The organism is Humibacter sp., assembly GCF_051954055.1.
Classification (GTDB): domain Bacteria; phylum Actinomycetota; class Actinomycetes; order Actinomycetales; family Microbacteriaceae; genus Humibacter.
The window spans coordinates 1-25649 of the sequence record NZ_JBQCIE010000105.1 but is presented as its reverse complement, the minus strand read 5'-3'; the positions used below and the strand labels follow the sequence as shown (position 1 = coordinate 25649).

The window sequence follows — 25649 nt, the reverse complement described above, 5'->3', positions numbered from 1 at the left end:
CGGTCGCGCGATCGCGAAAGTGCGCCTATGGTCACCAGGCTCACTCCTCGGCCGGCCTCGCCGCGGGAGCGAAAAGCACCACGGCGACGACCGGCAACGCACAGAGCGCCAACCACCCGAGCGCCTCGAGTGGATCGCCCGCTCCCGGCGCGTAGATCGAGAGCCAGCGCCCGATCAGAACCGCCAGGACCGGCGCGCCCGCACAGCACGCCGCCAGGAGCGGGGAAGGCCGGCGTTCGGCCGCCAGCGGGGGCCGGCCGAAGAGCACTCCGGAGACGACCGCCCCAACGAGCAGTCCCGCACCGATCACGTCGCTTGGTCGGTGGGCGAAGGAGACGATCGAGGCCCATCCGGCGACAACCGCGAGTGCCATGGAGGTCACGACGACGTGCCTTCGCCATCGGCCGAGCGGGAAAGTCAGCGCGACGGCTGTCGCAGCAGAGAGCGCCACGGCCATGTGACCGCTCGGGAATGTGTTGTCGTCGTAGCCGCTGACGCCCAGTGCCGGGCGATGCAGAACAGCCTTCAGCGCCTCGCAGCCTAAGGTGCAGACAAGCACGACGAGCGCTGCACGCACCGCGTCGTTCCATCTGCGACGGATCAGCGCAAATGCGCCGGCGGCCAGCGCGGCCGCGACCAGCAAGAATGTGGCTCCCCATCGGACGACCTCACCCGCCGCACCGGCTGGCACGCCGAACACACCGAGGGCGCCGAAGGATCCGCTGTCGAGTTCCTGGCCGGCTCGAGTGAGGATGAGCAGCAGGTAGATGCTGACGAACGCAACCGGGAAGCCGACGACAGCCGCGACCGAGCGAAGGCCGATGCTCCTGGCCTGCGTTCCGTCCGTCACGCCTCACCCCGCCTCCCGCGGTCGTCCAGGCCCGCAGCAGCATCATCCCATTCCCGGTGATGAGGACGCCTCGTTGCCCGCCCTCGGCGCTGAGGGCGGGCAACGAAGCGACGATCTGGACAGGCATCAGTACGCACCGACCGGACTGATGAGCACTTTCGCGGTGCGCCACAGAATGATGAGGTCACCGGTCAGCGACCAGTTCTCCACGTAGTACAGATCCAGGCGCACGCTCTCGTCCCAGCTCAGGTCGCTGCGACCGCTGATCTGCCACATGCCGGTGAGCCCGGGCTTGATGAAGAGCCGACGGTGCACGTGGTTCTCGTAGGCGGCGACCTCGCGAGGCAACGGTGGGCGCGGGCCGACCAGGCTCATGTCGCCCGTGAAGACGTTCCACAACTGCGGCAGCTCGTCCAGGGAGTACTTTCGGATCACACGGCCGACACGTGTGACACGCGGGTCGTTCTTCATCTTGAAAAGCACGCCGGCGCCCTCGTTCCGCGCCGCCAGCTCAGCTTCATCGTGGGAAGGCGCGGCCGACATGCTGCGGAACTTGTACATCGTGAACGACTCGCCGTTGCGGCCTACCCGCTGCTGACTGAAGAACGCTCCGCCCGGGCTGTCCAACCGCACGAGGACGGCGAGCACCAGGAAGATCGGCGCGAGCACGAGCAGTGCAAGCCCCGAGAGCGCGAAGTCCAGCGCACGCTTGAGCACGTGCTTCGCTCCCTCGAACTGCGGGATCTCGACGTGGATGAGCGGCAGCCCCTCGACCGGGCGGAAGTGGATGCGCGGCCCGGCCACATCGGTCAGGCCGGCCGCCAGCACCAGATCGGTGGCCGCTCCCTCGAGCTGCCAGCTGAGGTCGCGCACGAATCCGCGGTCGTCACTGGGCTGGCCGGCCAAGATCACCGTGTCGACCTGCAGATTGGCGGCCGCCATCGCGAGGTTGGCGAGGTCGGCCACGACCGGAACGCCGGGGTCCGGGTACTGTCCCCGTCCGGCTGTACCGTCGATCGCTGCACCCACGATGTGGTAGGTGGCGCCGGCCTTGCGCTCGATCTGGTCAACGACGTAGGCGACATCGGCCGGTGAGCCTCCCACCAGCGCTCTGGAGAGATAGCGCCCGTTGTTGCGTTGCTTGGTCAGCCACTGGCGCCAAAGCCACCTGCTGACGGTCAGTGCTGCGAGCCCGATAGGGAGCGTGAGCACGAAGAAGCCACGAGCAACCTCCACCTTGCCGACCAGGAAGATGATGGCCAGCGACCCGAAAGTGAAGGCGCTCGCGCTCGCGACCCTGCGGTACTCGGCGAACCCAACACCGATGATTCGCGGGTCGCGGGTATGGAAGGCAGCGAGCAGCGCCATCCAGGTGGTGACAACCAAGAGCGCGATGAGCCAGTACAGCTCGTCCAGTCCGCCGAGATCGTCGCTGGTGAGGCCGAATCGAGCAAGGAATGCTCCGGCGACCGAGGAAGTGACGATCAGGCCGTCGCTCACGATCAGCCGCAGGCGGTAGTTACGACTCCAGCGCTGCTCTGCCGAGAGGTGGCCGGCACGGCTGGCTCCGCCGAGACGGGCAAGGGCGGGCCGTGCGACGGCGATCGACCGCCGGTCGTCCAGCCCGGTCATGCTGCACGCTCGCAGCGGTGAAAAGTTGCGCACTCACGGCAGGCAGAAGCCTGGTGGTGCGGCGCATTGGGGCGACACGCGGTTCGGGTCTCGCGTGCCGCCCCGGTCCATGCGACCACTTGGGGCACCTCGGGTTCGGGTAAGCGGGGTGTGTAGCCTGCGGGTTCTCCGCTTGTTCCTCTCGATTTCGGGTTCGAGAAGGTGAGAGAACCTCGACAGAAAGAGTGTATCCATTACTGAGGAATCCTCATGTCCCTAGTTGTGGGCATCCTCGTTCGGGGCATGAGGGCTCAGACGAACACGTCAGCCTGACGTTGGCGCCGACGGCGACAACGGTGCTGTGGAAAGGGCGTGGAACGTCAGCCGGATCGGCGAGAGCTGCGCCTGGCGACGACCAATGCGCCTCCTCCGACGACGACTGCCGCGCCGGCGAGGCCGATGATCGGCCACGAGATCGTGCTGCCAGTATCGGCGAGGCCGCTGCCCGGCACATTCACCGAGTTGCTGCAGCCCCCGTTCGCGCAGGGGTCTGTGGGTACGTAACTGTCGGCAGCCGCGGCAAGGGGTGCGGAAAGGGTGACTGCTGTCACTATTCCGAGTCCGCCGAGGCACGCCAAAATACGGCGTTTCATTGGGAAGCCTACCTTCGGGTTTGGTGAGGCAATTTCGGGTTACTTCGAGCGTAACGGGACCCGAGCTCGCCGGGAGTCCCCCGATCGGGTGCAATGAGGTAAAGATCGCCGCAAGACCTCAAGACGAGCGCAGCACGGCGATAAGCGCGGCTTAACGTGCGATCAGCGCAGCATCTCGGAGCAGTCGAAGGATGCTCGTCCCACCTCGGTTGGCCACACTCCCGGGGTCGTCTGCGCGGCCACATTCCCCGGCCGCGGCGCCGATGCTTCGACCGGCGCTCCGACGAACTGAAGGTCGTAGTTGGTGCTCTGTCCTGGCTTCAGCCGGATCAGCAGATGCGCGACGCTGCGTCCCTCGTCACTCGCGCGTTGAACCTCCACCTGCTGCCCGCCGCTCGTCACGCCGAGTGCTATGAAGCCACGAGGGGCGTAAACGGCCAGCGTGGTGTATGTCTCCCCTGCCGGAACGCCCGAGAGCCCCGCTCCGGTCACGTATGACGGCAAGGATTGGGCTGCATCGGCCGGCGCCCTGCTGGAGAGCGTGACGCGAACGAGGTAGTTCACACGCCCATCGGTGCGGCACTTCGCACCGCCCAGCCCGACAGCTGTGTGCAGGTAGTAGTCCATCTTTCCGCCGGTCGCGTCGTTCAGATAGACACCGAAGCGAGGGGTGGCCTGCGAGCTCGAGGGCAGGCGGCCCGACAACGATGTGCCGGAGATGATCGATTGTTCGCGCTTGTCGGCACTCCACAGCAGCACGCGGTGCTCGCTACTGGCCTGGCTCAGCGCCGAGAGCATGGTCCCGGCATCGAATTGACCGCTTGCCACCTTCGTGAAGACGGAGGCGGCAGCAGCAGCGAAGAAGGCATCCTGCTGCTTCGGATCATCGAACATGGCGTATGTCTCGCTCAACAACAGCTGCACGGCATTGTCTGTCGTCAGCTGTTGGCCGTCCGCCACCTCGATGGGGCCCGTAGCCTTGAGCAGATAGCTCAGAGCGACCGGGTCCATCGAGAGCACCCCGTCGACTTTCGTACCGAACCGCTTCTGCCACATGGCCTGCACGAGCGGCCCCGTGGTCGCGAAGTTCGGCGTCATCGTGACGTCCTGAATGAACTCGCCGGGCAACTCCCCGTACAGCTTCTTCGTGCTCGCCGAAAGCGGCAGTACCGGGCTGTCGAGCGACGGAATGTCGGAAGCGGATGCCTGGCTCACCAGCGAGATGGCCCCGTCATCGGCGCGAAGCAGCGCGAGCGCGCCCACGATCCCGCCGGTCGACCGTGCTTCTGCGTTGTTCTGTATGACCAGCACGTACTCGCGGGGACCGTCGGCTCCGAGCATCCCTGGGAGCAGCCGAGCGGCCCGGCTCGCAGCATCCGTAATGCCGCCCGCCTTCTCGAGTGCACCGGTCAGCTTCTGAACCGCGTCGCGCACTGGGCCGACGGTCGCGGACGGATCGATCGACCGCACCACGGTGAGGTCGGATTGCAGCGCGGTGTTCGCTCGCGTGATGGTCGGCGCCGCCTGGGTCAGCGGTTTCAGCGGGACCTTGCCGTTCACCGGACTGAAGCTCGAGAAGTTCAACGTGCCCGCCAGCTGCGCCAGCGGAATGATCGCCTGATCGGTCACATCGGATGCCGACGACGACACCTTGCGAACGGCCGACAGGTTCGGTCCGAGACCGGGGATGATCTCCGCGGCACGCCAGATCGGATCATTCGTGTCGTCGCGTGCGGTGTGCAGATGATCGGCCAGTACGCGGCTCGTCGCGGCCGCTCCCTTCGCGTCGCCTGAGGAGATCTGCGCCTGCACCTTGTCGACAAGCGGCAGGGATGCCTCCAGCGCGTCTTTCGCCTGCAGCCCGCGAAGCACGATCCAGATGGCGCACGCGATGAGCAGCACGATCACGCCGACGATCGACCAGGCAATGATGCGTCGGCGTCTGCGCCGGTCGGGCGCAACGGCGGACTCAGGCATGCCGGTCATTCAACCAGACAGTTCTTGAGCACTCCTCGGCTGCGAGGAAAGTGGCACGAGAACGGGGGGGGTCGGCGGCCGAGCACCGATTCGTGGAGTCACCCCAGTCGGCACACGGCGTACTGCGCCGCAACGCGCACGACGTCGCGCTTGCACATTGCGTTGACCAGCTTGTCGAACCCCGCCTCTCCAGCGTCGGTGAGTTCCGGATTCCACAGCACGTTGGGCAGGGTCCACGTCTCCGGGCCGGCCTGGTTGGTGAAGGGCACTCCGCTGAGCAGGATGGCGCCGAGCTGCCCGCCCCACGGCGTCGCGAACTTCTTGTCGCCGAGTCCTGCCAGCTGGTGTGCCACGTCACGCTGCTGCGACAGCGTCTCGGCATAGTCCGGCACCTGCACCCACGCCGTGTGCTGTTGCACGCTTGATGTCGTCGAGACCACGAACAGCGCGCAGAGCACGGCGGCGACGCCCGCAGCCGTCCAGCGGAGCCAGGCGGCGCGAGCACGCCCGGAGGCCGGCCGCGGTGCGCGGTGCGCCGCGCGCACCCACAGCATCCGCACGCCCAGCACGGCAGCGCCGGCGAAGATCGGAATGCTCACCATCAGCCCCGTCGACGGATACCGGATCCACGTCGGTGTTCCGCGCGACAGCGACCACCAGCCGACCCAGGCGACGAGATTGACGGCGGCGGCGATGAGCAGGAACGTGACGTCGCGGGCGGATGTCTGCGCACCGGCATCCTGCACCAGTGCGTCAGCGGACTCGCCACTGCGCACCGCCATCCGGACCGCGATGACGGCCAGTACGCCGATCACCAGGGCGGCGATGACCACCACGATGACGATGCGGCTGTCGACGAACCAGCTGCCCATGAGCGCGGTCAGCTTCTGGTCGGGCGGAACGGCTGCCGTCTGTCCGCCGCTCTTCAGAAACGCGAGGAACTGGTGCGCGTTGCTCACGAAGCCGCTGGGTCCCAGCGAGACGAGCACGGCCAGCCAGTACACCGCGGTGGGAATGGCCGCCCAGACGGTGAACCAGATGCAGCGCTTCAGCCGCGCACGCCACGGTTCGTCCGCGATGACGAACCAGGCGTACACCAGCAGCGCCGGCGCGGCGAGCAGCGAGATGAACTTGGTCTGGATCGCCAGTCCGAGGAAGAGGCCGGCCAGCCAGGGGCGTCGCCGCACGAACACGATGGACCACGCGATCAGGCCCGCCGCCGGGAACTCGCCGAGGATGTCGACCGGCCCCTGCACCGGAGACGGCAGTTGGTTGGTATTGAGGGCGAGCGGCACGACGATGGCGATCAGCGCGCCCCATCGTCCGGCGATGCGGCGGCCGAGCAGCCACAAAGCGACCAGCAGGCCGGCGTAGAAGATCAGCGAGACGAGGCGCCCACCCACGACCGGGTCGATGCCCGTGGACAACACGGCGGCGACCGGCAGCAGCACCACAGGGCCGGTGGAGATGCGCACGTCGAACGGCGTGAGCGTGCCCGACCCGAGCAGGCCGGCGCTGGAATACCCGTGCCCGGCGAGAAGGTTGAGCGGCACCGTGAGATTGAACGCTTCGTCTTCCCAGAGCCGCGTCAGCCAGAACTCGGGTGCGACGATCGCGACCTGCGCAAGCATGACGAGCGCGAACAGCACCCAGAACAGGATGCCCGCGACGCGGCGCTCCCAGACGCCGCCGCTCACGCGGGCTGATCCGCTGTCTGGGCCGGCACCGAGCGGCTGAGCACGTCGTAGCGCCACACCTCTCCCGCCGCGCGGGCACTGAACTGGATGAGACGCTTCGGCGGCAGCTTCGGCTTGGCGGGCGCCGCTCCCCACATCGTTCCGGTACTCGAGGCGCCTCGCCGCGGGATGCTCCGCACCTGCACGAATGCACGAGGCACCCGGTGGCGCTGCTCGGCGATGGAGAAGTGCACGTGAGGGACGAGGGCGTCGGGCGGGCAGACATCCAGAAGCCGGCGGAGTATCGAGGTGCGGTAGAGCCGCAGCGGCGTGTTCACGTCGGGCACGCGCCCGTGGGCGAGCAGCGCGACGCCCGCTCCGACCGTTCCTGTGAGTGCCCGGCGGAACCACGGCTCCTCGCGCCCCGTGCGCACGCCGTGCACGACCTGCACGCCCTCAAGCGCCTCCAGCACGCGTGGAAAGTCCTCCCCCACGAACTGGCCGTCGCCGTCGACGTGGAGCACGGCATCCGGCGCGGTCTCGACTCCGGCGCGGTATGCCGCTAGCGCTGTCGGCCCGTGACCTTGGTTCTTCGGCGAGCGCACGACGATCAGCTCGGGAAGCTCCTGGGCGAGGGCCTCGAGCACGGTGCCGGTGTCATCCGTCGATTTGTCGTCGACGACCACGATGCGCAGTGTGTCGGTGTACGGACGCACCGCATCGGCCACTTCCCGAACGAAGCCGGGCAGGCCCTGCGCCTCGTTGTACGCGGGCATCACCACGGTGAGGGCGGGCAGGTGCATCGGTGCTCTTTCGGGATGGATGCCTCGATGGGCTCGTGAGGGCGCGTCACGTTGTAGCGTAATGCAGTCATGATCACGTCAGAACGTCTCCGCCGGGCGGCGGGGCTCAGCGCGCGCTTCTTGATCATCGGCGCGCTGAGCACGGTGATCGAGATCGGCCTCTTCAACCTCTTCTTTCTGGTCTTGGGTTGGAGCCCCGTGTGGGCGAAGATCGCTTCGTCGTTGATCGCGCTGATCAACGCGTACTTCGGAAACCGGGAATGGGCGTTCCGCAACCGCGGCCGGCACGGACGACTGCGCGAGGCCGTGCTCTTCCTGCTCGTCAACGGCGTCTGCACGGTGCTGGGCGCCGTGATCGTGTGGGCGGGCGACTCGATATTCGGCCGGGGCGGTCTCGTCGTCAACGCGGTGAACATTGTGAGCATCGGCATTGTCGTGATCGTGCGCTTCGCGCTCTACCACTGGATCGTGTTCCCGGGGCGCAAAGAGGCCCGACCTACCTCTTCGCTGCGGGGCACGCCTGCATCGTAAGCGCGACTGTCGGTGAGCCGTGACTGTCGGTGAGTACTGAGGAAGCGGTCACAGAGAACGAGGAGGCTACTTCTTGGTCGTCGAGCAGCCAGGCATTCTCACCGTTGCCGGGGTGTCCCACACCATCGGAGTGGTCTGTTCCTCCAGGGGTCCGTAGGTGCCGGAAGCTCCCTTGAACGTATAGCTGAGGGTGACGCTCTGCTGCGGCGAGAGCCCGACCCACAGCCGCAAGACGGGCCTGCCGCCGATCTCCCCCTGCGCTCGCGCTTCAGCCGGCACGCCGTCGGCCTTCCACGAGGAAAGCGTCGAACCGACTGGCCCGTACACCACCACGTCGGTGCCGATGTCGCCGGGCGTGTAATAGGGACCGGTCACGTAGGCGGGCAAGGACGGTACTTGGGCCGGGGTGACGATGTTCGAGAGCGTCACTGTCTGGTTGAAGGTCGGAGCCTTGGACGTGCACTGATTTGAGGTGCCCGCAACCTTCGCCTTGACGAAATAATCCATCTTCGAACCGGTCACGTCGTTGAAGTAGCTGCCGATCACCGTTTGCTTCGCGTTGGACGTCGGAAGTACACCGCCGATACGCGATGCGGCGAAGATCTTCTCTTCGTTCGGGTCGCTGCTCCACAGGAGCAGACGACCTTCCTTGGTGGCGCGTTCCAGCGCAGCGAACATCGCCGCGGGGCTCCCTTTGCCGGAAGTGAGTACGGAGAAGACGGATGCCGCGGCCTCGGCGAAGAAGATGTTCTGGTCGTCGGGCTTCGGATAGATCGAATACACCTGGTTCAGGAGCAGCGGGACGGCATTCTGCGCCGTCAGTGTCTGCCCCGTTTCCAAGGACACGGGGCCTGTGGCGGCCAGAAGATAGCTCAACGCGACGGGGTCGAACGAGATCACACCGTCGAGGTGAGTGCCGTCGAACTCCGCCCAATAAGCGGTCGCGAGTTGAACGGTGAGTGGGAAGTCCGGAGTGGAGGTGATGTTCGGAATCCACTCCCCGACGATGGGCGAGTAGATCTTCGCGACCTCGGCAGGCAGAGGAGCGACGGATGTCGAGCGAGCGTTCTGAAAATTGCTGCTGCTTGCTTGCTTCGTGATCTCAATGTGCCCGTCGCTCACCGAGAGCAAGGCCATTGCTGCGGGGTTGCCGCCCAGCGCTCGCACTTCAGAGTTGCCCTGAAAAAGCATGAGGTAGTGGCGAGGCCCGTCGGCTCCCAGCGCGCCCGGGAGGATGCGCACGATGGGGTCGAGTGTGTCGACTACGCTCTGCGCCTTGACGAGTTGCGTGTCGAGGGAGCTGACGGCTGAGTTGACTGGCCCCACCAGTCCGCTTCGATCGATCCGGGAGACGTCGGCATGGGCAGAGTCGACCGATTCCTTCGCTCTGCCGACGGTGCCCACCAGAGAGCGGATGGCCTGGGTGTTTATGCGACCATCCACGGGCTTGAATGCATCCAGGTTGATCTGTGCGGCGGGAGCGAGCGCGTTCCGCGCCAAGCTATCGGTCGTGTCGGCAAGCGTTCGGACTGCAGCCAGGTTGTGCCCGACCACGGGAATCCACTCCAAGCTATGCCACAGGGGTCCGCTGGTCTCATTGCGAGCGGCAGCAGTCTTTTCGCTCACTTGCTGCGCAGAGAGCGCCGCGCCGGCATTGTCGCCCGCGAGCATCTGGCGTTCGGCTTGACTCGCAAGCGGGAACGCCGCTTGCAGGTCACTCTTCGCGGCAAGCGCATGCGAGCCGACTCGCAATGCGAGTACGCCAAGCCCCAGAAGGACGACGACGCACCCTACGGGAACCCACAGTCGCGCGCTGCGCAAGAGCGGTCTGCGCCTCTTACGGTGGATCGAACGGCGGGTCAAAGGCTCGTCGTCGGACATGCGGTTATTCAAGCAGAGGGACGTTCGCGAACTCTGACAGCTTCGTCGCTGCCGTTGCGCACGGGGAGCGAACGGCCGCTCTGCTACGGTCTAGTCGGTTGGTGCGCAGCGATCCACCGGGCACACGCACCTTTAGTCGGTGACAGATAGCGAGATATGCATGCCCACTGCAACTCAGAAGGTCGTGGTCGTCGGCCAGGGGTATGTCGGCCTACCAGTCGCGATGCGCGCGGTCGAGGTTGGCTCGCACGTGGTGGGAATCGACCTCGACGCAACCAGAATTGCAAAACTTGCCGCTGCGGAGTCCTACGTGGACGACATTTCAAACGAGGTACTCCGCTCGGCGCTCGAGAGTCAGCGATATCTGCCGACAACGTCCTATCTGGACACCGCTCACTTCGATGTCGCGGTCATCACAGTTCCCACCCCTCTCCGTGAGAGCCTTCCGGATCTCAGCTTCATCGAGAGTTCGGCGGCATCCCTCGCTCCGCGAATCACGCCCGGAGCGACCGTAGTTCTCGAGTCCACGACGTATCCCGGGACCACGGAGGAACTCCTGGTACCGATCTTGGAGCAAGGGTCAGGGCTGCACGCCGGTGAGGACTTTTTCGTCGGGTACAGTCCGGAACGAATCGATCCCGGAAACAAGAAGTGGGGCTTCGTCCAGACTCCGAAGGTCGTATCCGGTGTCAACCCGGTCTCTCTTGGCCACGTGCAAGCGTTCTACGACTCCTTGGTCGAGCGAACGGTACCGGTCAGCACGCCCAAGGAAGCGGAGCTCACAAAGCTCCTCGAAAACACCTTCCGGCATGTCAACATTGCGCTCGTCAACGAGCTTGCCATCTTTGCGCATCAACTCGGCGTCAACGTGTGGGAGGCCATCGATGCCGCGAGCACGAAGCCGTTCGGCTACATGCGGTTCACGCCGGGTCCTGGTGTGGGCGGCCACTGCCTACCCGTCGATCCAAGCTACTTGTCGTGGCAGGTCCGTCGCAGGCTCGGCCAGAGCTTCCGTTTTGTCGAACTAGCGAACGACATAAACGATCACATGCCCGACTACGTGGCCCAGCAGTTAATGGCCATTCTCAATCGGACTGGGCGGGCGCTGAACGGATCGACAGTGTACATTGCGGGTCTCGCGTACAAGAAGAACACAGGCGACATACGAGAGGCGCCTTCCCTTCGTCTGATCGAGCTACTCCTTGACTACGGGGCGACGCTTATGGCCACTGATGCGCATGTGGAGGCAACCAGGTGGCCGGCTGGTGTCGAGAAGGTGGATCTGACCGCCCAAACGCTGCACCGTGCCGATGTGGGAGTGCTCCTCACGGATCACGACGATCTACCCCTGAGCGTATTGGGGAAGTCGAAGATCCCCGTGCTAGATACCAAGAACGCGATTAGCGGAGCGAACGTCTACAAGCTCTAAACAGAGACGACGTCACCGAAGTAGTTCGCGCGCGGGCACTCCAGCTACCGTGCAGCCGGTCGGTACCGGCTTGGTTACAACCGCTCCAGCCGCAATGGTCGCGCCGTCACCCACGCTGACGCCACTGAGCACTACTGACGAGGCACCGATCCATACATCGCGGCCGATGACAATAGGAGCTTGCGTAAACTTCATCGCCTGCAGGGGCACGGAATGGTCGTGATTTCCATCGCGAACAACCACGTTCTCTGCCAACTTCGACCCTTCCCCTATCGCGATCGATTCGCGCGCGACAATCGTACAGTTCTTACCAATGAAATCGGCATCAACTTGGAGGCAGGCGTTTGCCCCAGCTACAAGCGTCACGCCGCGAGACACGTAGCAATTGCTTATAAGCAGGCGAGAATTGCGTCCGACCTGTATATCGCAATTGCTTCCCAAAAACACTCGACCAGATAGGGTCAGCCCTGGGTACCGAACGAGGAGCGACGCTTTTCGACATTCCGACGCGACCTGGCGCCCGAAAAAGAAGACGCCGCGAGTGATGCGAGCGACACTATTACGCATGTCGACTAGGTTAGCATCACAATTCTTGCACGCGAAAGTGGCCAGCGGCCCTTTGCACCGGGTACTAATCCGCCCCAACGTTAGGAACCACCACACGTGTCGCGACGGTAGGAGACCTGAAGAATAGAATCACGGCCAGCGCGGACATCGCTCCATAAGCAACTGCGCTCGCCACTGCCGCACCAATAGCACCAAAAGTAGGAACGAACACGAAGCAGGCAGCGAACAGGAGCACGACTCCCGTTAGCCCACAAGTGCTCGCACCCCACGTTTTTCCGACACCAGCAAGTGTCCGCCCAACCACGATAAATGGACTTAATAGGATTTCAGCAATTAGAAGGATGCGGAATGGCTCGACGGCAGACGCATACTCGGGGCCATAAACGAGTGCGATGAGCCATCCCGCCAGCACCCAGATGACAAGGGCGGTTGGCACGAGCACCGCGAATAGGACGCTAAGCCTCTTCGCTACTGTCCGCCTCGTCGCAACCCCCGACGCCACGTCATGAAACAACACTTGACCGAGCGCGGTCGCCGGTATCCGCAACACGGCCGCTGGTGTTACAGCCACTGCATAAACCCCGACTTCGAAACGAGTCGACAGCGCACCGAGCATGACGGTGTCGCCTTGATAGACAATGCTTTGTCCAACGTTGAATCCCAGAAGCCGGCTTCCATCTCGAATGAGGATCCGCACACCGCGGGGCCTGGAACGTTCCCTATCAGTCACCCGTCGCACGATCAGGGCCGAAATGACGACTTGACCCACTACAGACAACGTGTACGCCCATACCATCAAAGCCAAGCTCGGTTTAAAAAGCGCCACGGCCACAACCATTCCGAAGCACAGTAGCGTACCGATCGCGTTCACCATGGCCGACGTGCGGACTTGGCCAAGAGCATTGAGAAGATCAAGCGCCTGGTTTGAAAAGTAGTACGCGATACCGTATCCAGCGAACGCTATTCCGACGGCCGGTTTGCCAAAATCTGGGTCGATATACGCCGCGACTGCATACACGACGGCCAATAACACGATTCCGAGGGGCCCTACTAGAAGAATCGTCGCTCGGTAGTATCCGGCCCGGTTCACTGACTGACGCTGCGGAAGATGACGACGTACAGCGACATTAGTTCCTAACGCCCCGACCAAGGCACAGATGCCGGCGATCGACACGACAAGTGCAAGAGACCCGCGTTCGGCGGGCCCCAGGGACCGCGCCGTGAATATCCCGGTCACGGCAGACACAGCGACGGACAGGATCGTCCATCCTGCGGTGCCGAACACGCGCCCGCGCATGATGCGGCGGAACATTAGAGCCGCCTTCGCTTGGTGAAAATATCTCCGGCAACCCTTGTGATGAGCAGAACCAGGAAACCGAAAAGCATGGTTGGGATAACCGGGACGAAGGAGTTCCTAATGTGCCCGAACAGCGGGTAGGCGACGCACACATACACGGCGACCCGAGTAGGAGTAAGTGTCATATTTGAAAAGGACGCGAAGATTACTCCGATAAGTAGCAACACTACGATCACACCCGGCACAGCAAAATTGTGAAATGCTTCGGCGATCACGGAGCCGCCGATCGCGCCGCTTCTCGCCATGATCTCCGAATTCATCAGGCGGAAGTCAGTCGCTGCAGGGGGCCGATTTTGAGGATCAAACAGCTGCTCGAAAAATCTTGCGAAGCTTACGGTGTATGTCGCGCCATGCTCAAACGCCTCGCCCTGAACATGCCATTGCATCACGACAGCCACCACACGAATCGTTTGGCCCATTTCGCCCACCGCAGAGAGAGGATCCGCCGCATTCCAATCGAACGAGCCTGAACTCACGCCGATCTGTCGGATGACACGAACAGCACTGATCAGGATTAGAACGACCACGACCGCACTCAAGGCTACCAGCGCACGGGGCATTCGACGACGGAAAGCAAGTACAGAGGCCCCGACCGCAATTGGAAAGAGCACTTCGCCCCGAAGCCCAAGCAGAAACGCAACAACAGCGAATATACCAAAGCAAATCAGCGCCAATCGCGCAAGTCGACGAGCTGGCGCTACAAGCGTGAGTCCGATTCCCAGTCCAATTGCGGCATACGCCAACGGAATTGTGCTGCTCGCACTCGTAGCCGCGAGCCAGTTGGCATATGAGTCAAAGAAGATCGCTACGCCACCAACCTGCAACCCGGCTATCGCCCATGTCACGACGCCCACGATGGTCAGAACAGCTCCGGCCGATGAATAGTGGGCCGCGCGACCCTCCGGCACGAATCTGCTTTCCTCGATGGCAGAGGACGGCCGTATCGAAACCAGCAGTACGCATCCTGCTACGAATGAAGCCATCCCTATGAGAACCAGGACGAGTGCCTGTGTGCCCGAGTCGCCGAGGTACCAAATATAGTCGTCAGGACGCGCGAAGCCCGGGTCCAGACCGAACATCCAAAACAAAACCAACCCGGCATGAAACAGTGAAAGCACGATGAAAAAGAGTGAGCCCGGGGACCAGAACCCGTTGCGAAGGATCCGAGTAATGCTGTACTCGCCGGCGACCACCAGGATGATGCTCTCGGTGAGCACCAGCGGCATTTGCGCTCTTCCGAATCCGAGTTGTACAGCAAGAACGAAGATCACTATTGGCCAGATTAATAGTTGGACCTGCGCCCGACTCCTTACTAGAGTTCCATAGCGGACGGGATTCATTTGGTAAGGCCCCAAAGGCGCGTGAACGCGTCGACGGCGTGCTGCATCGTGAATTCGCTTCGATCGAACCGGGCCATTATGTCCCTGCGGTCGAAAGTCGCTGCACGTACTAACGCTGCGATCCACTGGTCGTCGGGCTCTTCCAGCGAGCACAGCTCTATTCCTTCGAGCTGCGAGCGAATCCATTCAGTTCCGGGCAAGGTCGTTGCAACTACCGGGAGCCCCACGGCAAGCGCCTCGAGAACAACACCTGGCAATCCCTCGCGTGTCGACGTCATCAAGAGGACGTCAGCAGCACCAAGGTAGAACGCAACTCGATCCGTATCGCCCGTCATCTCGATCCGGGCGCCCGCCCTCGTCGACTTATCCTGCGCCGCCGCGAGGTCCGCTGCGTTCAACGCTCCAACCAGCAGTAGGCTTGAAGAGGTCCTTTCCTGCAGCGCAGTCCAGATGCGAAGAGCACGTCCTCGATTCTTGACTGGGTCTGGTCGTCCGACATTCACGACGACGAATTCTGCCGTTTCAGCGCGCTCGGATTTTCCAATTTCCGCCAGTTTGCGAAGAACCGAAGTATCGAATCCGTTCGGGACGACCTGGCAGCGACGATCACGGTGCCAGGCTCGTCTCCAGCCTAAGGTCAGGCTACCCGGTGAAACTCCTATGATATCTGTCGCGAAGAGGATGATCAAAAGTCGCGATGCCAATAAGAAGCACGACTTCTTTAACGACTTCCCACCACCCACCGCGTCGCTCTGAAAATGCGCGATGCGCTTTGGGCACCCCGCAAGCCAAGCCAACAGAACGATGGGCCCCGAGGCTAGCCCAATATTGGAATGTACTACCCGATACCGCCCGGCGCGCATTAATTGGATATACTGAAAAATGGTACGCATTGAAAGGCGAAGGACATGTACATTGTGCCCTTCACTTCGCAGCTTTTCGTCCAACCTGCCGCGCTGTCCCGACACAGAAGCGAAGTCGAACCGTAGACCAACCTTCGACACGACCTCGACGGATCGGAGCTCGGCGCCACCAATTTCCATGCGGTTGAACACGTGCAGAACACCGCTATGCTCTGTCGGCGTCACCGATGCGTCCATATAGTCGCTCAATGTTTCGTCGCTTGCTCAACTTTGTTGCTCGACTGCGACTTGAACCAATCGACGGTAGCAACGAGGCCTTGTCGAAGCGGAGTCGGCCGCAATGTTGGGAATAGTTCCCGGATGCGGACGCCGTCGGATTGCGACGCTCGGACATCACCAGTGCGCGAGCTAACGTGCTGCGCATGCAGCTTGAATCCGAGAATATTCTCGAGTTCAGACACGAGCTCGAGAAGGGTTGTGTTCGTGCCAAATGCCAGGTTCACCGGGTGATTGGACCCAATTTTCTCCACCAACGCCAGGTGAATAGCACCGCACACGGTTTCGACGTACGTAAAGTCCCGAGACTGCAACCCGTCGCCGTGGATCGTCAGAACGTCCCCGCTTAGAGCGGCGTCCACGAATCGCGGAATGACAGCGGCGTAGTCGTGGTCTGCAGCCTGTCGTGGTCCGAAAACATTGAAAAAGCGTAGTGCGAGATTGTTCATGCCGTATGAGAAGTTGTACGCGATCGTGTATCCCTCTGTCGCGTGCTTGCTGACGCCATATGGGCTCATCGGGCGCGTCCAGTCCAATTCTGACTTCGGCAGCGACGGGTTGCTGCCGTATACGGAGCTAGACGACGCCACTATCACTTGCGACACTCCTGCGACGCGGGCCGCCTCCAGGACATTCAGGGTGCCAGTTGCATTTGCCTCGTGTGTGGGTCGTGGTGCTGCAACTGACCTGGGAACACTGCCAATGGCGGCAAGGTGAACGACCGAATCAACCCCGTCAGTCAAGCTGTCAACTACGGCTGGGTCGAGAATCGAGCCCTCAACGAAGGCGCATTTGGTTCCATCCAGATTGGATAGCCGCCCGGTCGACAAATCATCAAGAACCAGAATCTCCCAGTCCGGCTCGCTTCGGTTCAGTTGCCGAACGAGGTTCGAGCCGATGAAGCCAGCTCCTCCGGTAATTAGGATCCGCATGGCGGCTGTCCTTTCGTTTCGTGAGGGTTTCTCTGCTCCGGGAGGTCTGAACTTCTCTCGCGTAAAGACCTGACGCCAACGCCTAAACCCGGTCAATGTCCAAGAGGGCCACTACCGCTTCCCTCCACGTTTTGCGAGCTTGTTCCATGTTGCTTCTCGAATACCGGCTGGCCACTGCCGCATTCCGATCCGCCTGTTTTTTACAGTACCCAGCGTCACCCAGGAGTCGACTAGTGGTCGCTACGAGCGATTCAACGTCACCGGCCGGGAACGTAACTGAATTGTCAAGGAGCTCCGGAACCCCACCGACTCTTGATGCAACACAAGGAAGACCTCGCGACATTGCCTCTATCAGAGCACGGGGCAGCCCTTCAGTCTTGGAAGGCAAGGCGAAAACATGGGCGCGGTCTAAGCGACTGTTCAATTCCATTCGATCGGATACGTAACCGGTAAATGCCACTCTTTCTCCAACACCCAACTCGGCTGCCATTGATTTCAAATGGGCCTGGTATCTTCCGTCACCGATTAGTTCAAGGTGGACCTCGTCGTGCGCCCGAGCAAGTATTGGGAGAGCCCTAATAAGATCGTCGTGTCCCTTATACAATTGTTCTTGCGACCCAACGGCGACAATCAGTCCCCGCTCGATCTGATTAGGGGAACGCTGCACAATTTCGTTATCGATGACGACATCCGTGTATGAGATGGCGTGGGCATCGGCCCTTGCAGGATATCTTTGCTGAAGCACTTGCCGTGTGACGTAGCGGACTACACTGGCCCGACGGACAGCTATTTGCGTCATCAAACGAGCCACAGGTGCGAAGTGCCGCGCCAACCGACCTGCGGCTCCAGTTGACAACACTTCAGAGATGTCACCAACCACTTCGGCCACGACTACAACACCGCGACGGTTCGCGCAGAAGATTGCGATCATCCCGATCACTCCAGGCAACTTCGCACACACGACGCGAGATGTTTCCACGGAGCGACCAATTGTCCGAATCAACCGCGGAAGGGCAAGAATCATTCGAGCGAACCCGACGTAATATGGCAACGGGACTATATCCCCGTGGATTCTGCTGCCCGATGCATCGCCTCTATCTTCAACCCGCGCAGCTAGGCGCATTCCCGGGAGACCGACGAGAGCTCGCTCCCACTTGTCCTCAGCCATCATGCTGTCGTGCGTCACATAGTGCCCGAGCGAGTTTCGAGCGATACGCGCCTCCGAGAACATGGTGACCGTCTCTGGTCGGATCTGCTTCGGGTCCCGTGCGTCCCCGGGCTCCTGCCGTTCTGTGTCTGTAACGATGTCGATGACGCGTATGGCGCCCTGCGCCTGCGAGTATTTGGCCGTCATGTACTTTCGCGCTTGACGCCCTAGGTCTTCGAGTTGTCGATTACTTCCGGCTTCATAGGCACTCTCAAGCGCCGCGAGCAGCGACGAGACGGAGCCAGCACGATGCACCCAGCCCGCGTTCCGATCGATCGCCTCAGGGAGTGCACCTGCGCCACTCACCACGCAGGGAACACCCATCGCCGAGGCTTCGAGGGCTGCGCCGTGGTTATCAGAGAGGGATGGGCTCACGCTGATGTCTGCTGCCGCATACGCAATACGAACATCGTCAACCGAATCCAACCATCGGATGTGGTGAGCATGAAGCCCGCCGGGCACCGCGTCAATCAGCGTCTGCCGATATCGCTCCCCCTCCGGGCCGAACCCCCCGCCCACGAGAAGAAGCCGAGCATCTGGGTGCTGTGCACTAAACATGCGCCACGCGGCGAGAACGTCCTCATGCCCCTTAATGCCGCGACCCGCAAACACCAAGTTTTTGGGAGCGTAGACATACGCCACCATTACCGCGACAAACTCATTCGCTTTGTAGTCAAGTGCCGCACGTGCACTCAACTTCTCCTCCGGCGTCGGAGGGCAAAATTCATCGATGTCGACTCCGTACGGCACAATACGGAGCCGCCGCTCGGGAATGCCGATTGACCGATACAGGTTGTACGTGTACCTGCTCCCGCAAATGACGATCGTGTCCAGCCGGGCTAGAATGCGTTCGACAATACGAATCTTCTTCGATTCAAGATAGAGCGGGCCCGCAACCATGTGGACACGTCTGAGGCGCGTACCGAGAGTTGCGAATCGGAACATTAGCGCCGTGGCGTACAAGTGATAGAGGACCGCATCAAGCTTAAGATCGAGGATCCTTTTACGGAGCGCGAGGATCTCGCGAATCGCCCGCCAGCCGGGAACGGTGAACTCTACCTGAGCCCGCTCGAGCGTCACGCCAGGATCGCTAGCCGCGAGTTCGGTGACCATTCGTGCGAGTCGCCCATCGCCCTTCGGCAACAGGACGATCACGTCGAGGCCGCGATTGCGCGCCTCGCGTATCTGAGGAAGGATCCAACGACCCCCCTCGGTCGTCTTTACTGCAATTCCGATTCTTTTCACCGCGCCGGAACTCCCTTTACGATCGCACCAGCTGGGACGTTTCGCGTGACACAAGCGGCGGCGCCAACGACAGCTCGAGATTGAACAGTCAAACCTTGCAGAATTACAGCGCCCGCCCCGATTAGGCACTCCCTATCGACGACCACCTCACCGGAGACGACAGCGCCTGGATTGATCGATACGTGATCGCCCAGCACTGTGTCGTGCCCTATCGTCGCGTTGGGGTTCACATGTACATGCCGTCCAGTCGTGACATTCGTCGAGATTTGCGACCCCGCACAGACCACGGTGCCGGGGCCGAGAATAGAACGAGATCCCACTACGGCAGCAGGATGCACAAGGCTAGCAACAGAGATTCGCGATGCGTCCTCAAGGCGTTGATCAATCTGCGCACGAACAACTGGATTTCCGATTGCTATCACGTGTTCCTCATCCGCGGCCATCGCTAACCATTGATCGATTGTTCCAAGCCATCGGATTCCCCGGGTCTCGAGCCTCTCCATTCCCGCCGCTGTTGGTGCATCGTCTACCACTCCGAGCAGTCGAAAGTTCGATGAGCCGTCCGCATCATTTATGGCTTCGATCACATCGATTGTTTCGCGACCGAATCCGCCCCCTCCGACGACAACGATCTTCTTGGTCACGCGCAATCCTCGCCATCCGACTTGCCTCGGAATTCCGGGGCAGTGACGTGGTCAGGCGCGGAGATACCGTCACGTCGCAGCACCTGCAGAATGGTTCGCCAAAGAATGAAAGCGTCCAGTCGAAAACTACGGTTATCTACATATTGAACATCCAAGGCGAGCTTGTAATCCCACTCGATCGCGTTCCGTCCATTTACCTGTGCGAGCCCCGTAATTCCAGGGCGGACCTCATGGCGTCGCGCCTGCTCCGATGTGTACCTCGCCAGGTAGGCCAACAGCAACGGCCTTGGTCCAACCATGCTCATGTCGCCCTTTAGCACGTTGAGCAGAGTAGGCAATTCGTCGAGGCTGGTCGAACGCAACAGAGCACCGAGCCTTGTGAGCCGCTCAGCATCGGTTACAAGGCCCCGCGCCGAGTCTGGCTGCTTCATTGTGCGGAACTTGAACAAGGTGAAGGGCCGGCCGCCCTTGCCGGGACGCGTCTGCCGAAACAGCACGGGCCTTCCCAACTCTGCGGCAACAAGTACGGCAACAGCCGCCTGCACAGGAAGAGAAACCACAAACGCCAAGCTGGCGCCGAGCACGTCGAGCAGGCGCTTCAAAATGTCGTAGGGACGCGAAGCTGGGGCCGCGATCATGCTCGCGCGGACACAAACGCGTCAAGGATGTTGACGACTCGCTCGATGTCGTCACTGCTCAGAGCAGATCCGCTGGGAAGCGTGAGGCCCCGGTGGAACAGGTCTTCCGCATTGCCGGTGATTATTGCTGGCGCCGAAGCGAACACCCGCTGGAGATGCATCGGCTTCCACAGCGGTCTGCTCTCGATGTTCGCCGTCGAAAGTGCGTCGCTGAGTTCCAAGGTGCTCCAGCCAGCGCTGCCCGGATCCACAATCAGCGCGGTTAGCCAGCAGTTGTCTTCTTCGTCGTGCGCGCCACCGAAGATCTCCACACCGGGCACTTCATTGAAAAGAGCACGATACGCGTCCCGTACGGCACGCCGTCTCGCCATCATCGCGTCAAGGCGAGTGAGCTGTGCCCGCCCTAGTGCTGCGAGCAAATTGCTCATTCGGTAGTTGTAGCCGATCTCCGTATGCTCATAATGCACCGCCGGCTGCCGCGCCTGGGTGGCGAGATAACGCACCCGCGTTGCAAGCGCTTCGTCGTTCGTCAGCAGCATCCCGCCGCCGGAAGTCGTCATGATCTTGTTGCCGTTGAAGGAAATCGCCGATGCCGCCCCGAATGACCCTGCGGGCCTGCCATGGTGCGTTGCACCCAGCGATTCCGCAGCGTCAGCCAGCACGGGAACACCAAACTGCGCCGCGATGTCGCAGATGCGTTCGTAATCGACCGTCTTTCCCAGTAGGTCCACCGGCACGATGGCGCCCACGCGCCGACCTGCTGAATCAAGCTCGCGGAGAGCTTGCTCAAGCAGTGCAGGCTCCATGTTGCCGGTCTCGATCTCGCAGTCGACAAAATACGGAGTACACCCCGCGTAAACGATAGCGTTCGCGGTCGCCGCGAACGTCATCGTGGAAGTGACAACGACGTCTCCGGGTTGCACGCCCAAGCACAGTAGGCCGAGGTGCAGCGCCGCAGTTCCCGAGCTCAGAGCAGCGGCATGGCCCACGCCGACGCGTTCGGCCAGCTCGGCTTCGAACGCGTCAACGTCGGGGCCCAATGGCGCGATCCAGCCGGAGCGGAATGCCTTGATGATGTAGCTCTCCTCGAGCTCACCGACGTCAGGCGACGACATCAGAATGCGGCCGCTCACCTGCTCGCTCCACCCGTGCTCTGAGAAACCTCAAGACGAGACAGTATTGCGGTGTCAGCGCCATTCGTTCGAAGTCTGCGCTCCCAACCCGTGTAGTCCAGAACGTCTGGCGACATCGGGTTGATCCTGGTGTGCGAGATCTTGGGATGCTTGGGCCGGGAGTCGCTCTCACCCAGGCCGATCAGTTCCTCGTGCAGCTTCTCTCCTTCGCGGAGTCCGGTAAACACGATCTGAATGTCCTTGCCGCTCGCCGCGATCATCCGTCGAGCAATGTCGAGGATGCGCACGGGCTCGCCCATATCGAGGATGAGCACTTCGCCCGGCTCACCTATGCCTCCCGCTTGTACGACCAATTGGCAAGCTTCCGGAATCGTCATGAAGAAGCGGGTGACGTCTGGATGGGTGATCGTGAGCGGACCGCCGGCCTCGATGAGTCGTTGAAAGGTAGGGAGCATGGACCCCCGGCTGCCGATCACGTTGCCGAATCTCACCGAGAGATATCTCATTCCCGATGCCTCCGCAGCCCATGCGGTCAACTTCTCCCCGACCCGCTTTGAATGCCCCAGCACGCTGGAGGGATTGGCCGCCTTGTCGGTCGAGATATTGACGAACACCTCCGTGCCAGCATCCATGGCTGCCTGCAGCACATTGAGAGTGCCACGTACGTTGGTCTTCCATGCCTCATCCGGATACTGGGCCAGCATCGGAAGATGCTTGAGCGCGGCAGCGTGGAAAACCACCTGTGGGCTACGTTGTTCGAAGATGTCTGCAAGGGCTTCCGGGTCACGGATGTCGGCCAGAACGACGTCTCGCGTGTTCAGCAATCCGTGCCCGGAGATGCTCAGTTGAGTCGTCTGGAGTCCCGTCTCGTCCCTGTCGAGCATGATCAGCTCGCGCGGCCCGAATCGGGAAATCTGACGACACAGCTCAGAGCCGATCGAGCCGCCGGCTCCCGTGACGAGTACTCGTTTGTTGCTGATGTAACCGGCGATCGACGCGATGTCGGTATCAACCGGATGACGGCCTATGAGGTCTTCAATGGCGAGATCGCGAACCTCTGCCGGTGAGCGTTCTCCCATCAAGACCTCGTCGAGGGTGGGAAGAACCTTGACTTCGAGTCCGGCAACGGCTGCCTTGTCTGCGACAGATCGCAAGAATTGGGCATCGGCTCGAGCGATCGCGACGATGAGGGTTTCGGCGCCGCTTCGGCGCGCGATGGCCTCCAGCTCGTCCCCTGTGCCAAGTACACGTATGCCGCGCAACTGGCGCGCCCTTACTGCGGCATTGTCGTCGATCAGACCAACCGGAACGAATGGTGAGTACTTGTCGGCGAGCATCCTGCGGACGAGGCTCGCGCCCATCTCACCGGCGCCGTAGATGAGCGCGGGCTTGGCGTCGCCACCAGGACGCCCGAGTCGCTCCACGTAGAGACGCTTGATGTAGCGCACTGCACCCATGATCACGAAGGCGAACGGGAGCGCACCGAAGACGATACTGCGGGCGAGTCCTACTTCCCTACCGACGATCGCGAGGGGAACTCCGCAGATCACGGCGACGGCGATCACGGTGTAGAGAAGTGCTCGCACTTCTTCGAAGCTGCCGTAGGTATAGCGCCCCCGATAAAGCCAGAAGGCTGCACCGGCGACGAGCTGCACGACGGCGAGAGCGATACAGAGCGCGAGCACCGTGAGCCATGAAACGCCGGTGACTGTGCCTTCGTAGCGGAGTCCGATGGCGACAAGTACGGCGACAACCCAGGCGAGCATGTCGAATCCGGCTTGCGAGCCGAAACGCCTCAGCAACGACGTCCCGCGTCGGGCGGTTTCAGCCCGTACGCGGTCACTGAACAATATGTGTTTCATACAGTTCCCTCTACTGTGCGGGTTCCGGAAGATCGGCTCTGATCTAATGCCACGTCGAGCCCCCGTCGCTCGAACGCACCAGCGCGTCTCCCGCCCAGAGCCACATCGTGCTCCCACCGGACGCTATGGCAACGGTGCCTGGCTGCGGCGTCGCTGTGGCGAAGCATCCTGTCGATGTCGCTCCGCCGGTTGCTCCGTCGAAGTTCGACACGGTCACCCCGGCACAGCCTGAGATGTCGGTGGCAGCCGTCGCGTATCCGTTCGTCGTGGCCGTGAGCGCCACGGCGCCTGTCACAGCCAACGGCTTGCCCCACGACGTCCCGGCGTTGGTAGTGCGGTAGACCGTGTGATCCGCGCACAGCACTGCAGCGTTCGAGGCATCCTTCGCGGCGAGTCCCACCATCGCACCGCACGGAGCCGTTACGTCGCCGTTCGGGGCGTGCACGGCGGTCGGAGTCGCGGGCTCGAGGTACCAGGACCCACCGAGCTGATCCGAGTACGTCGCCCAGTTGTCACCGGAGACGTACGTGCGGATGTACTGCGGCGCACAGTTGGTCTTGTCGAGGGTGATGGCCGCTGCCTCCGTGCTCGACGCCACTGTGATGCGGAGCACGGACGACGCCCCTGTGGGGCCGGCGGCATCCGATGGCTTCCACGTTGCACCACCATCACTGGTGTGCTCCAACGTCGCAGGAGTGGCCGGGCACGCTCCCGTCGTGGCACGCCAGGCCACCGTGTCATCCAGGGCTGCCAGAACGCGAGTGGGTGCCACTGCGTTGGGGACGGCGGCCTGCGGGGTGGTTGTTGCTCTGGGAGTGGGGCGAGGAGTCGTGGTGTGCGCGGCGGATGGGGAGGGCAGAGTTTTCTCGCCCGATTGCGTTGCGTGCACCGAACTCATGGCCCACCCGACGAGAACAAGGTCGACGATGACGAACGCTATGATTCCGGCGATCGCCCAGCGCCGTCCAGCACCGGACGGAAACCCGGGAACACGACTCCGTCCCTGCCTCGCCACGGGTTACTCCTTGGCGAACGCCGCCACAGCACGACGAACTCCGGATGCGATCGAACGTGCGGTATCAGCGGTGACGTGAGCGGACTCTGCATAGACGTCGTCGTTCTGACGGTAGGGGTCGACGATGTCATCGTCGTCGGGGTTCTCCAAAGGCTCAGCGACCCCGCGGTTCGAAGCCAAGATGCCGATGAGTGTGGTCGCCCGCTCGGCCGCATCGCTCGTTGCCGCGATCTCGGCCAGGTCGTCGACGTTGAGCGTATCGAGCAGCCGTGCAAACTCGCGCATCGTGAAGGTGAACTGCGAGGCGCGCGGCAACGTCTCCACGACCTTGCGGCGATGCTCGCGAGCAGCCGTCAGTACTAGGTCGGCGTCACGAAGGTGCTCCACAGTCAGTTGTCGTGCCCGGTGCGTGGAAGTGATAGCACCGAACTGCTCCGAGTAACGCGCGGCACGCTCATCCATCGGACGTCCAACCAACGCCTCCGTGCCGGCGCTGGTCACCTCCACTTCCAGATCCGCGAGTTCGGCGCGAAGCAACTGCTCGGCCAGCGGAGAACGGCAGACGTTGCCGGTGCACACCGTCAAAATGCGGAATGTACTCATGCCCGGGCGGCTCTTCGGGACGGTCGGGGCGCTTCGGCGCTTTCCTCGGCCAGCTCGTGGTCCACTCCGTAGCCATATTGGCCGTAGCCGTACGAGTCCGGTCCCTTCGTGGGAAGCATGGTGATGACCATGCCCACGAGCCGACTTCCAATGTGCTCTAGCGCGCGCACCGCGCCGGCGAGCTCGTTCTTCTTGGTCCTACCGGATGCCACGGCCAGAATCGCTCCGCCGGTCATCTTGCTGACAACCGCGGCGTCGGTGACCAGGAGCAGCGGCGGGGTGTCGAGCAAGACGTAGTCGAATGTCTCGGTGAGCGCTTCGAGCAGCTTTGCCATAGAGCGCGAGCCCAGAAGCTCGCTCGGATTCGGGGGAACGCGCCCCGACGGCAGGACATACAGCTGACCGCGGCCCCACTTCTGCATAACGTCGGCGAGCTCTGCGCGGGAGATGAGCACATCCGTGAGACCGACCGCACCCTCGATGCCCATGTATTCGGCGATCTTGGGCAAGCGCAGATCTGCGTCGACGAGTGCGACTTTCGCGCCCGTCTCGGCCA

21 protein-coding genes are annotated in these 25649 nt (G+C 62.3%); 2 read left to right on the top strand and 19 right to left on the bottom strand.

Annotated features, from left to right (window positions below; all coding sequences use genetic code 11):
- Positions 1-40 precede the first annotated feature (40 nt).
- The 5 genes from ACTHNC_RS13155 to ACTHNC_RS13135 form a co-directional block, all read right to left on the bottom strand.
- The gene (locus ACTHNC_RS13155) at positions 41-850 is read right to left on the bottom strand and encodes a phosphatase PAP2 family protein (protein ID WP_440295059.1); all 810 of its coding nucleotides are present in this window, start codon (positions 848-850) and stop codon (positions 41-43) included.
- Positions 851-976: 126 nt separating this feature from the next.
- Positions 977-2482 carry a sugar transferase gene (locus tag ACTHNC_RS13150; RefSeq protein ID WP_440295058.1) on the bottom strand — a complete coding sequence of 502 codons (1506 nt, stop codon included), beginning with the start codon at positions 2480-2482 and terminating at the stop codon, positions 977-979.
- A gap of 794 nt (positions 2483-3276) precedes the next feature.
- Positions 3277-5091 carry a DUF4012 domain-containing protein gene (locus tag ACTHNC_RS13145; protein ID WP_440295057.1) on the bottom strand — a complete coding sequence of 605 codons (1815 nt, stop codon included), beginning with the start codon at positions 5089-5091 and terminating at the stop codon, positions 3277-3279.
- A gap of 98 nt (positions 5092-5189) precedes the next feature.
- Positions 5190-6788: an ArnT family glycosyltransferase gene (locus ACTHNC_RS13140; RefSeq protein WP_440295056.1), complete on the bottom strand. Its 1599-nt coding sequence runs from the start codon at positions 6786-6788 to the stop codon at positions 5190-5192.
- A complete protein-coding gene (locus ACTHNC_RS13135; protein ID WP_440295055.1) occupies positions 6785-7570 on the bottom strand; it encodes a glycosyltransferase family 2 protein in 786 nt (261 codons plus the stop codon). Before ACTHNC_RS13135 ends, ACTHNC_RS13140 begins: the two co-directional genes overlap by 4 nt.
- 69 nt (positions 7571-7639) lie before the next feature.
- Here ACTHNC_RS13135 and ACTHNC_RS13130 point away from each other — a divergent pair, with 69 nt between their 5' ends.
- A complete protein-coding gene (locus tag ACTHNC_RS13130; protein ID WP_440295054.1) occupies positions 7640-8101 on the top strand; it encodes a GtrA family protein in 462 nt (153 codons plus the stop codon).
- A 66-nt stretch (positions 8102-8167) separates the two neighbouring features.
- On the opposite strand, the gene ACTHNC_RS13125 is transcribed toward ACTHNC_RS13130, so the two are convergent.
- Positions 8168-9982, bottom strand: coding sequence for a DUF4012 domain-containing protein (locus ACTHNC_RS13125; RefSeq protein ID WP_440295053.1), 1815 nt, complete (start codon positions 9980-9982; stop codon positions 8168-8170).
- Between the two features lie 160 nt (positions 9983-10142).
- Between ACTHNC_RS13125 and ACTHNC_RS13120 the strand changes: the two genes are divergently transcribed.
- Complete coding sequence (locus tag ACTHNC_RS13120; RefSeq protein WP_440295052.1) at positions 10143-11411, top strand: nucleotide sugar dehydrogenase; 1269 nt, start codon at positions 10143-10145, stop codon at positions 11409-11411.
- Positions 11412-11423: 12 nt separating this feature from the next.
- Here ACTHNC_RS13120 and ACTHNC_RS13115 read toward each other — a convergent pair whose 3' ends face one another.
- The 13 genes from ACTHNC_RS13115 to ACTHNC_RS13055 form a co-directional block, all read right to left on the bottom strand.
- Positions 11424-11789: an acyltransferase gene (locus tag ACTHNC_RS13115; RefSeq protein WP_440295051.1), complete on the bottom strand. Its 366-nt coding sequence runs from the start codon at positions 11787-11789 to the stop codon at positions 11424-11426.
- A 253-nt stretch (positions 11790-12042) separates the two neighbouring features.
- Complete coding sequence (locus ACTHNC_RS13110) at positions 12043-13290, bottom strand: flippase (protein ID WP_440295050.1); 1248 nt, start codon at positions 13288-13290, stop codon at positions 12043-12045.
- Positions 13290-14561: an O-antigen polysaccharide polymerase Wzy gene (gene wzy / locus ACTHNC_RS13105; RefSeq protein WP_440295049.1), complete on the bottom strand. Its 1272-nt coding sequence runs from the start codon at positions 14559-14561 to the stop codon at positions 13290-13292. The genes ACTHNC_RS13110 and wzy overlap by 1 nt, the downstream gene beginning before the upstream one ends.
- 110 nt (positions 14562-14671) lie before the next feature.
- Positions 14672-15775 carry a glycosyltransferase gene (locus ACTHNC_RS13100; RefSeq protein WP_440295048.1) on the bottom strand — a complete coding sequence of 368 codons (1104 nt, stop codon included), beginning with the start codon at positions 15773-15775 and terminating at the stop codon, positions 14672-14674.
- An 8-nt stretch (positions 15776-15783) separates the two neighbouring features.
- Positions 15784-16746 (bottom strand): NAD-dependent epimerase/dehydratase family protein, encoded by a 963-nt coding sequence (locus ACTHNC_RS13095; RefSeq protein WP_440295047.1) that lies wholly within the window; start codon positions 16744-16746, stop codon positions 15784-15786.
- Positions 16747-16828: 82 nt separating this feature from the next.
- Positions 16829-19198, bottom strand: coding sequence for a glycosyltransferase (locus ACTHNC_RS13090; protein ID WP_440295046.1), 2370 nt, complete (start codon positions 19196-19198; stop codon positions 16829-16831).
- Positions 19195-19842, bottom strand: a complete 648-nt coding sequence (locus tag ACTHNC_RS13085) for an acetyltransferase (RefSeq protein ID WP_440295045.1) — start codon at positions 19840-19842, stop codon at positions 19195-19197. The genes ACTHNC_RS13090 and ACTHNC_RS13085 overlap by 4 nt, the downstream gene beginning before the upstream one ends.
- Positions 19839-20480, bottom strand: coding sequence for a sugar transferase (locus ACTHNC_RS13080; RefSeq protein WP_440295044.1), 642 nt, complete (start codon positions 20478-20480; stop codon positions 19839-19841). The genes ACTHNC_RS13085 and ACTHNC_RS13080 overlap by 4 nt, the downstream gene beginning before the upstream one ends.
- The gene (locus tag ACTHNC_RS13075) at positions 20477-21613 is read right to left on the bottom strand and encodes a DegT/DnrJ/EryC1/StrS family aminotransferase (RefSeq protein ID WP_440295043.1); all 1137 of its coding nucleotides are present in this window, start codon (positions 21611-21613) and stop codon (positions 20477-20479) included. Before ACTHNC_RS13075 ends, ACTHNC_RS13080 begins: the two co-directional genes overlap by 4 nt.
- Entirely contained in the window at positions 21610-23379 is a 1770-nt protein-coding gene (locus tag ACTHNC_RS13070) for a polysaccharide biosynthesis protein (protein ID WP_440295042.1), read from the bottom strand. The genes ACTHNC_RS13075 and ACTHNC_RS13070 overlap by 4 nt, the downstream gene beginning before the upstream one ends.
- 139 nt (positions 23380-23518) lie before the next feature.
- Positions 23519-24088 carry a hypothetical protein gene (locus tag ACTHNC_RS13065; RefSeq protein WP_440295041.1) on the bottom strand — a complete coding sequence of 190 codons (570 nt, stop codon included), beginning with the start codon at positions 24086-24088 and terminating at the stop codon, positions 23519-23521.
- A gap of 405 nt (positions 24089-24493) precedes the next feature.
- Positions 24494-25069, bottom strand: coding sequence for an arsenate reductase/protein-tyrosine-phosphatase family protein (locus ACTHNC_RS13060; RefSeq protein WP_440295097.1), 576 nt, complete (start codon positions 25067-25069; stop codon positions 24494-24496).
- Positions 25070-25089: 20 nt separating this feature from the next.
- Positions 25090-25649: CpsD/CapB family tyrosine-protein kinase (locus tag ACTHNC_RS13055; RefSeq protein WP_440295040.1), on the bottom strand; the 560-nt coding region annotated here is incomplete at its 5' end.

Excerpts from the sequence above, each read along its gene's own strand:
- ACTHNC_RS13150 (WP_440295058.1), bottom strand. The coding sequence starts at position 2,482 with ATGACCGGGCTGGACGACCGGCGGTCGATCGCCGTCGCACGGCCCGCC.
- ACTHNC_RS13145 (WP_440295057.1), bottom strand. The coding sequence starts at position 5,091 with ATGCCTGAGTCCGCCGTTGCGCCCGACCGGCGCAGACGCCGACGCATC.
- ACTHNC_RS13135 (WP_440295055.1), bottom strand. The coding sequence starts at position 7,570 with ATGCACCTGCCCGCCCTCACCGTGGTGATGCCCGCGTACAACGAGGCG.
- ACTHNC_RS13130 (WP_440295054.1), top strand. The coding sequence starts at position 7,640 with ATGATCACGTCAGAACGTCTCCGCCGGGCGGCGGGGCTCAGCGCGCGC.
- ACTHNC_RS13125 (WP_440295053.1), bottom strand. The coding sequence starts at position 9,982 with ATGTCCGACGACGAGCCTTTGACCCGCCGTTCGATCCACCGTAAGAGG.
- ACTHNC_RS13120 (WP_440295052.1), top strand. The coding sequence starts at position 10,143 with ATGCCCACTGCAACTCAGAAGGTCGTGGTCGTCGGCCAGGGGTATGTC.
- ACTHNC_RS13110 (WP_440295050.1), bottom strand. The coding sequence starts at position 13,290 with ATGTTCCGCCGCATCATGCGCGGGCGCGTGTTCGGCACCGCAGGATGG.
- wzy (WP_440295049.1), bottom strand. The coding sequence starts at position 14,561 with ATGCCGCTGGTGCTCACCGAGAGCATCATCCTGGTGGTCGCCGGCGAG.
- ACTHNC_RS13100 (WP_440295048.1), bottom strand. The coding sequence starts at position 15,775 with ATGGACGCATCGGTGACGCCGACAGAGCATAGCGGTGTTCTGCACGTG.
- ACTHNC_RS13095 (WP_440295047.1), bottom strand. The coding sequence starts at position 16,746 with ATGCGGATCCTAATTACCGGAGGAGCTGGCTTCATCGGCTCGAACCTC.
- ACTHNC_RS13080 (WP_440295044.1), bottom strand. The coding sequence starts at position 20,480 with ATGATCGCGGCCCCAGCTTCGCGTCCCTACGACATTTTGAAGCGCCTG.
- ACTHNC_RS13070 (WP_440295042.1), bottom strand. The coding sequence starts at position 23,379 with ATGCTCGCCTGGGTTGTCGCCGTACTTGTCGCCATCGGACTCCGCTAC.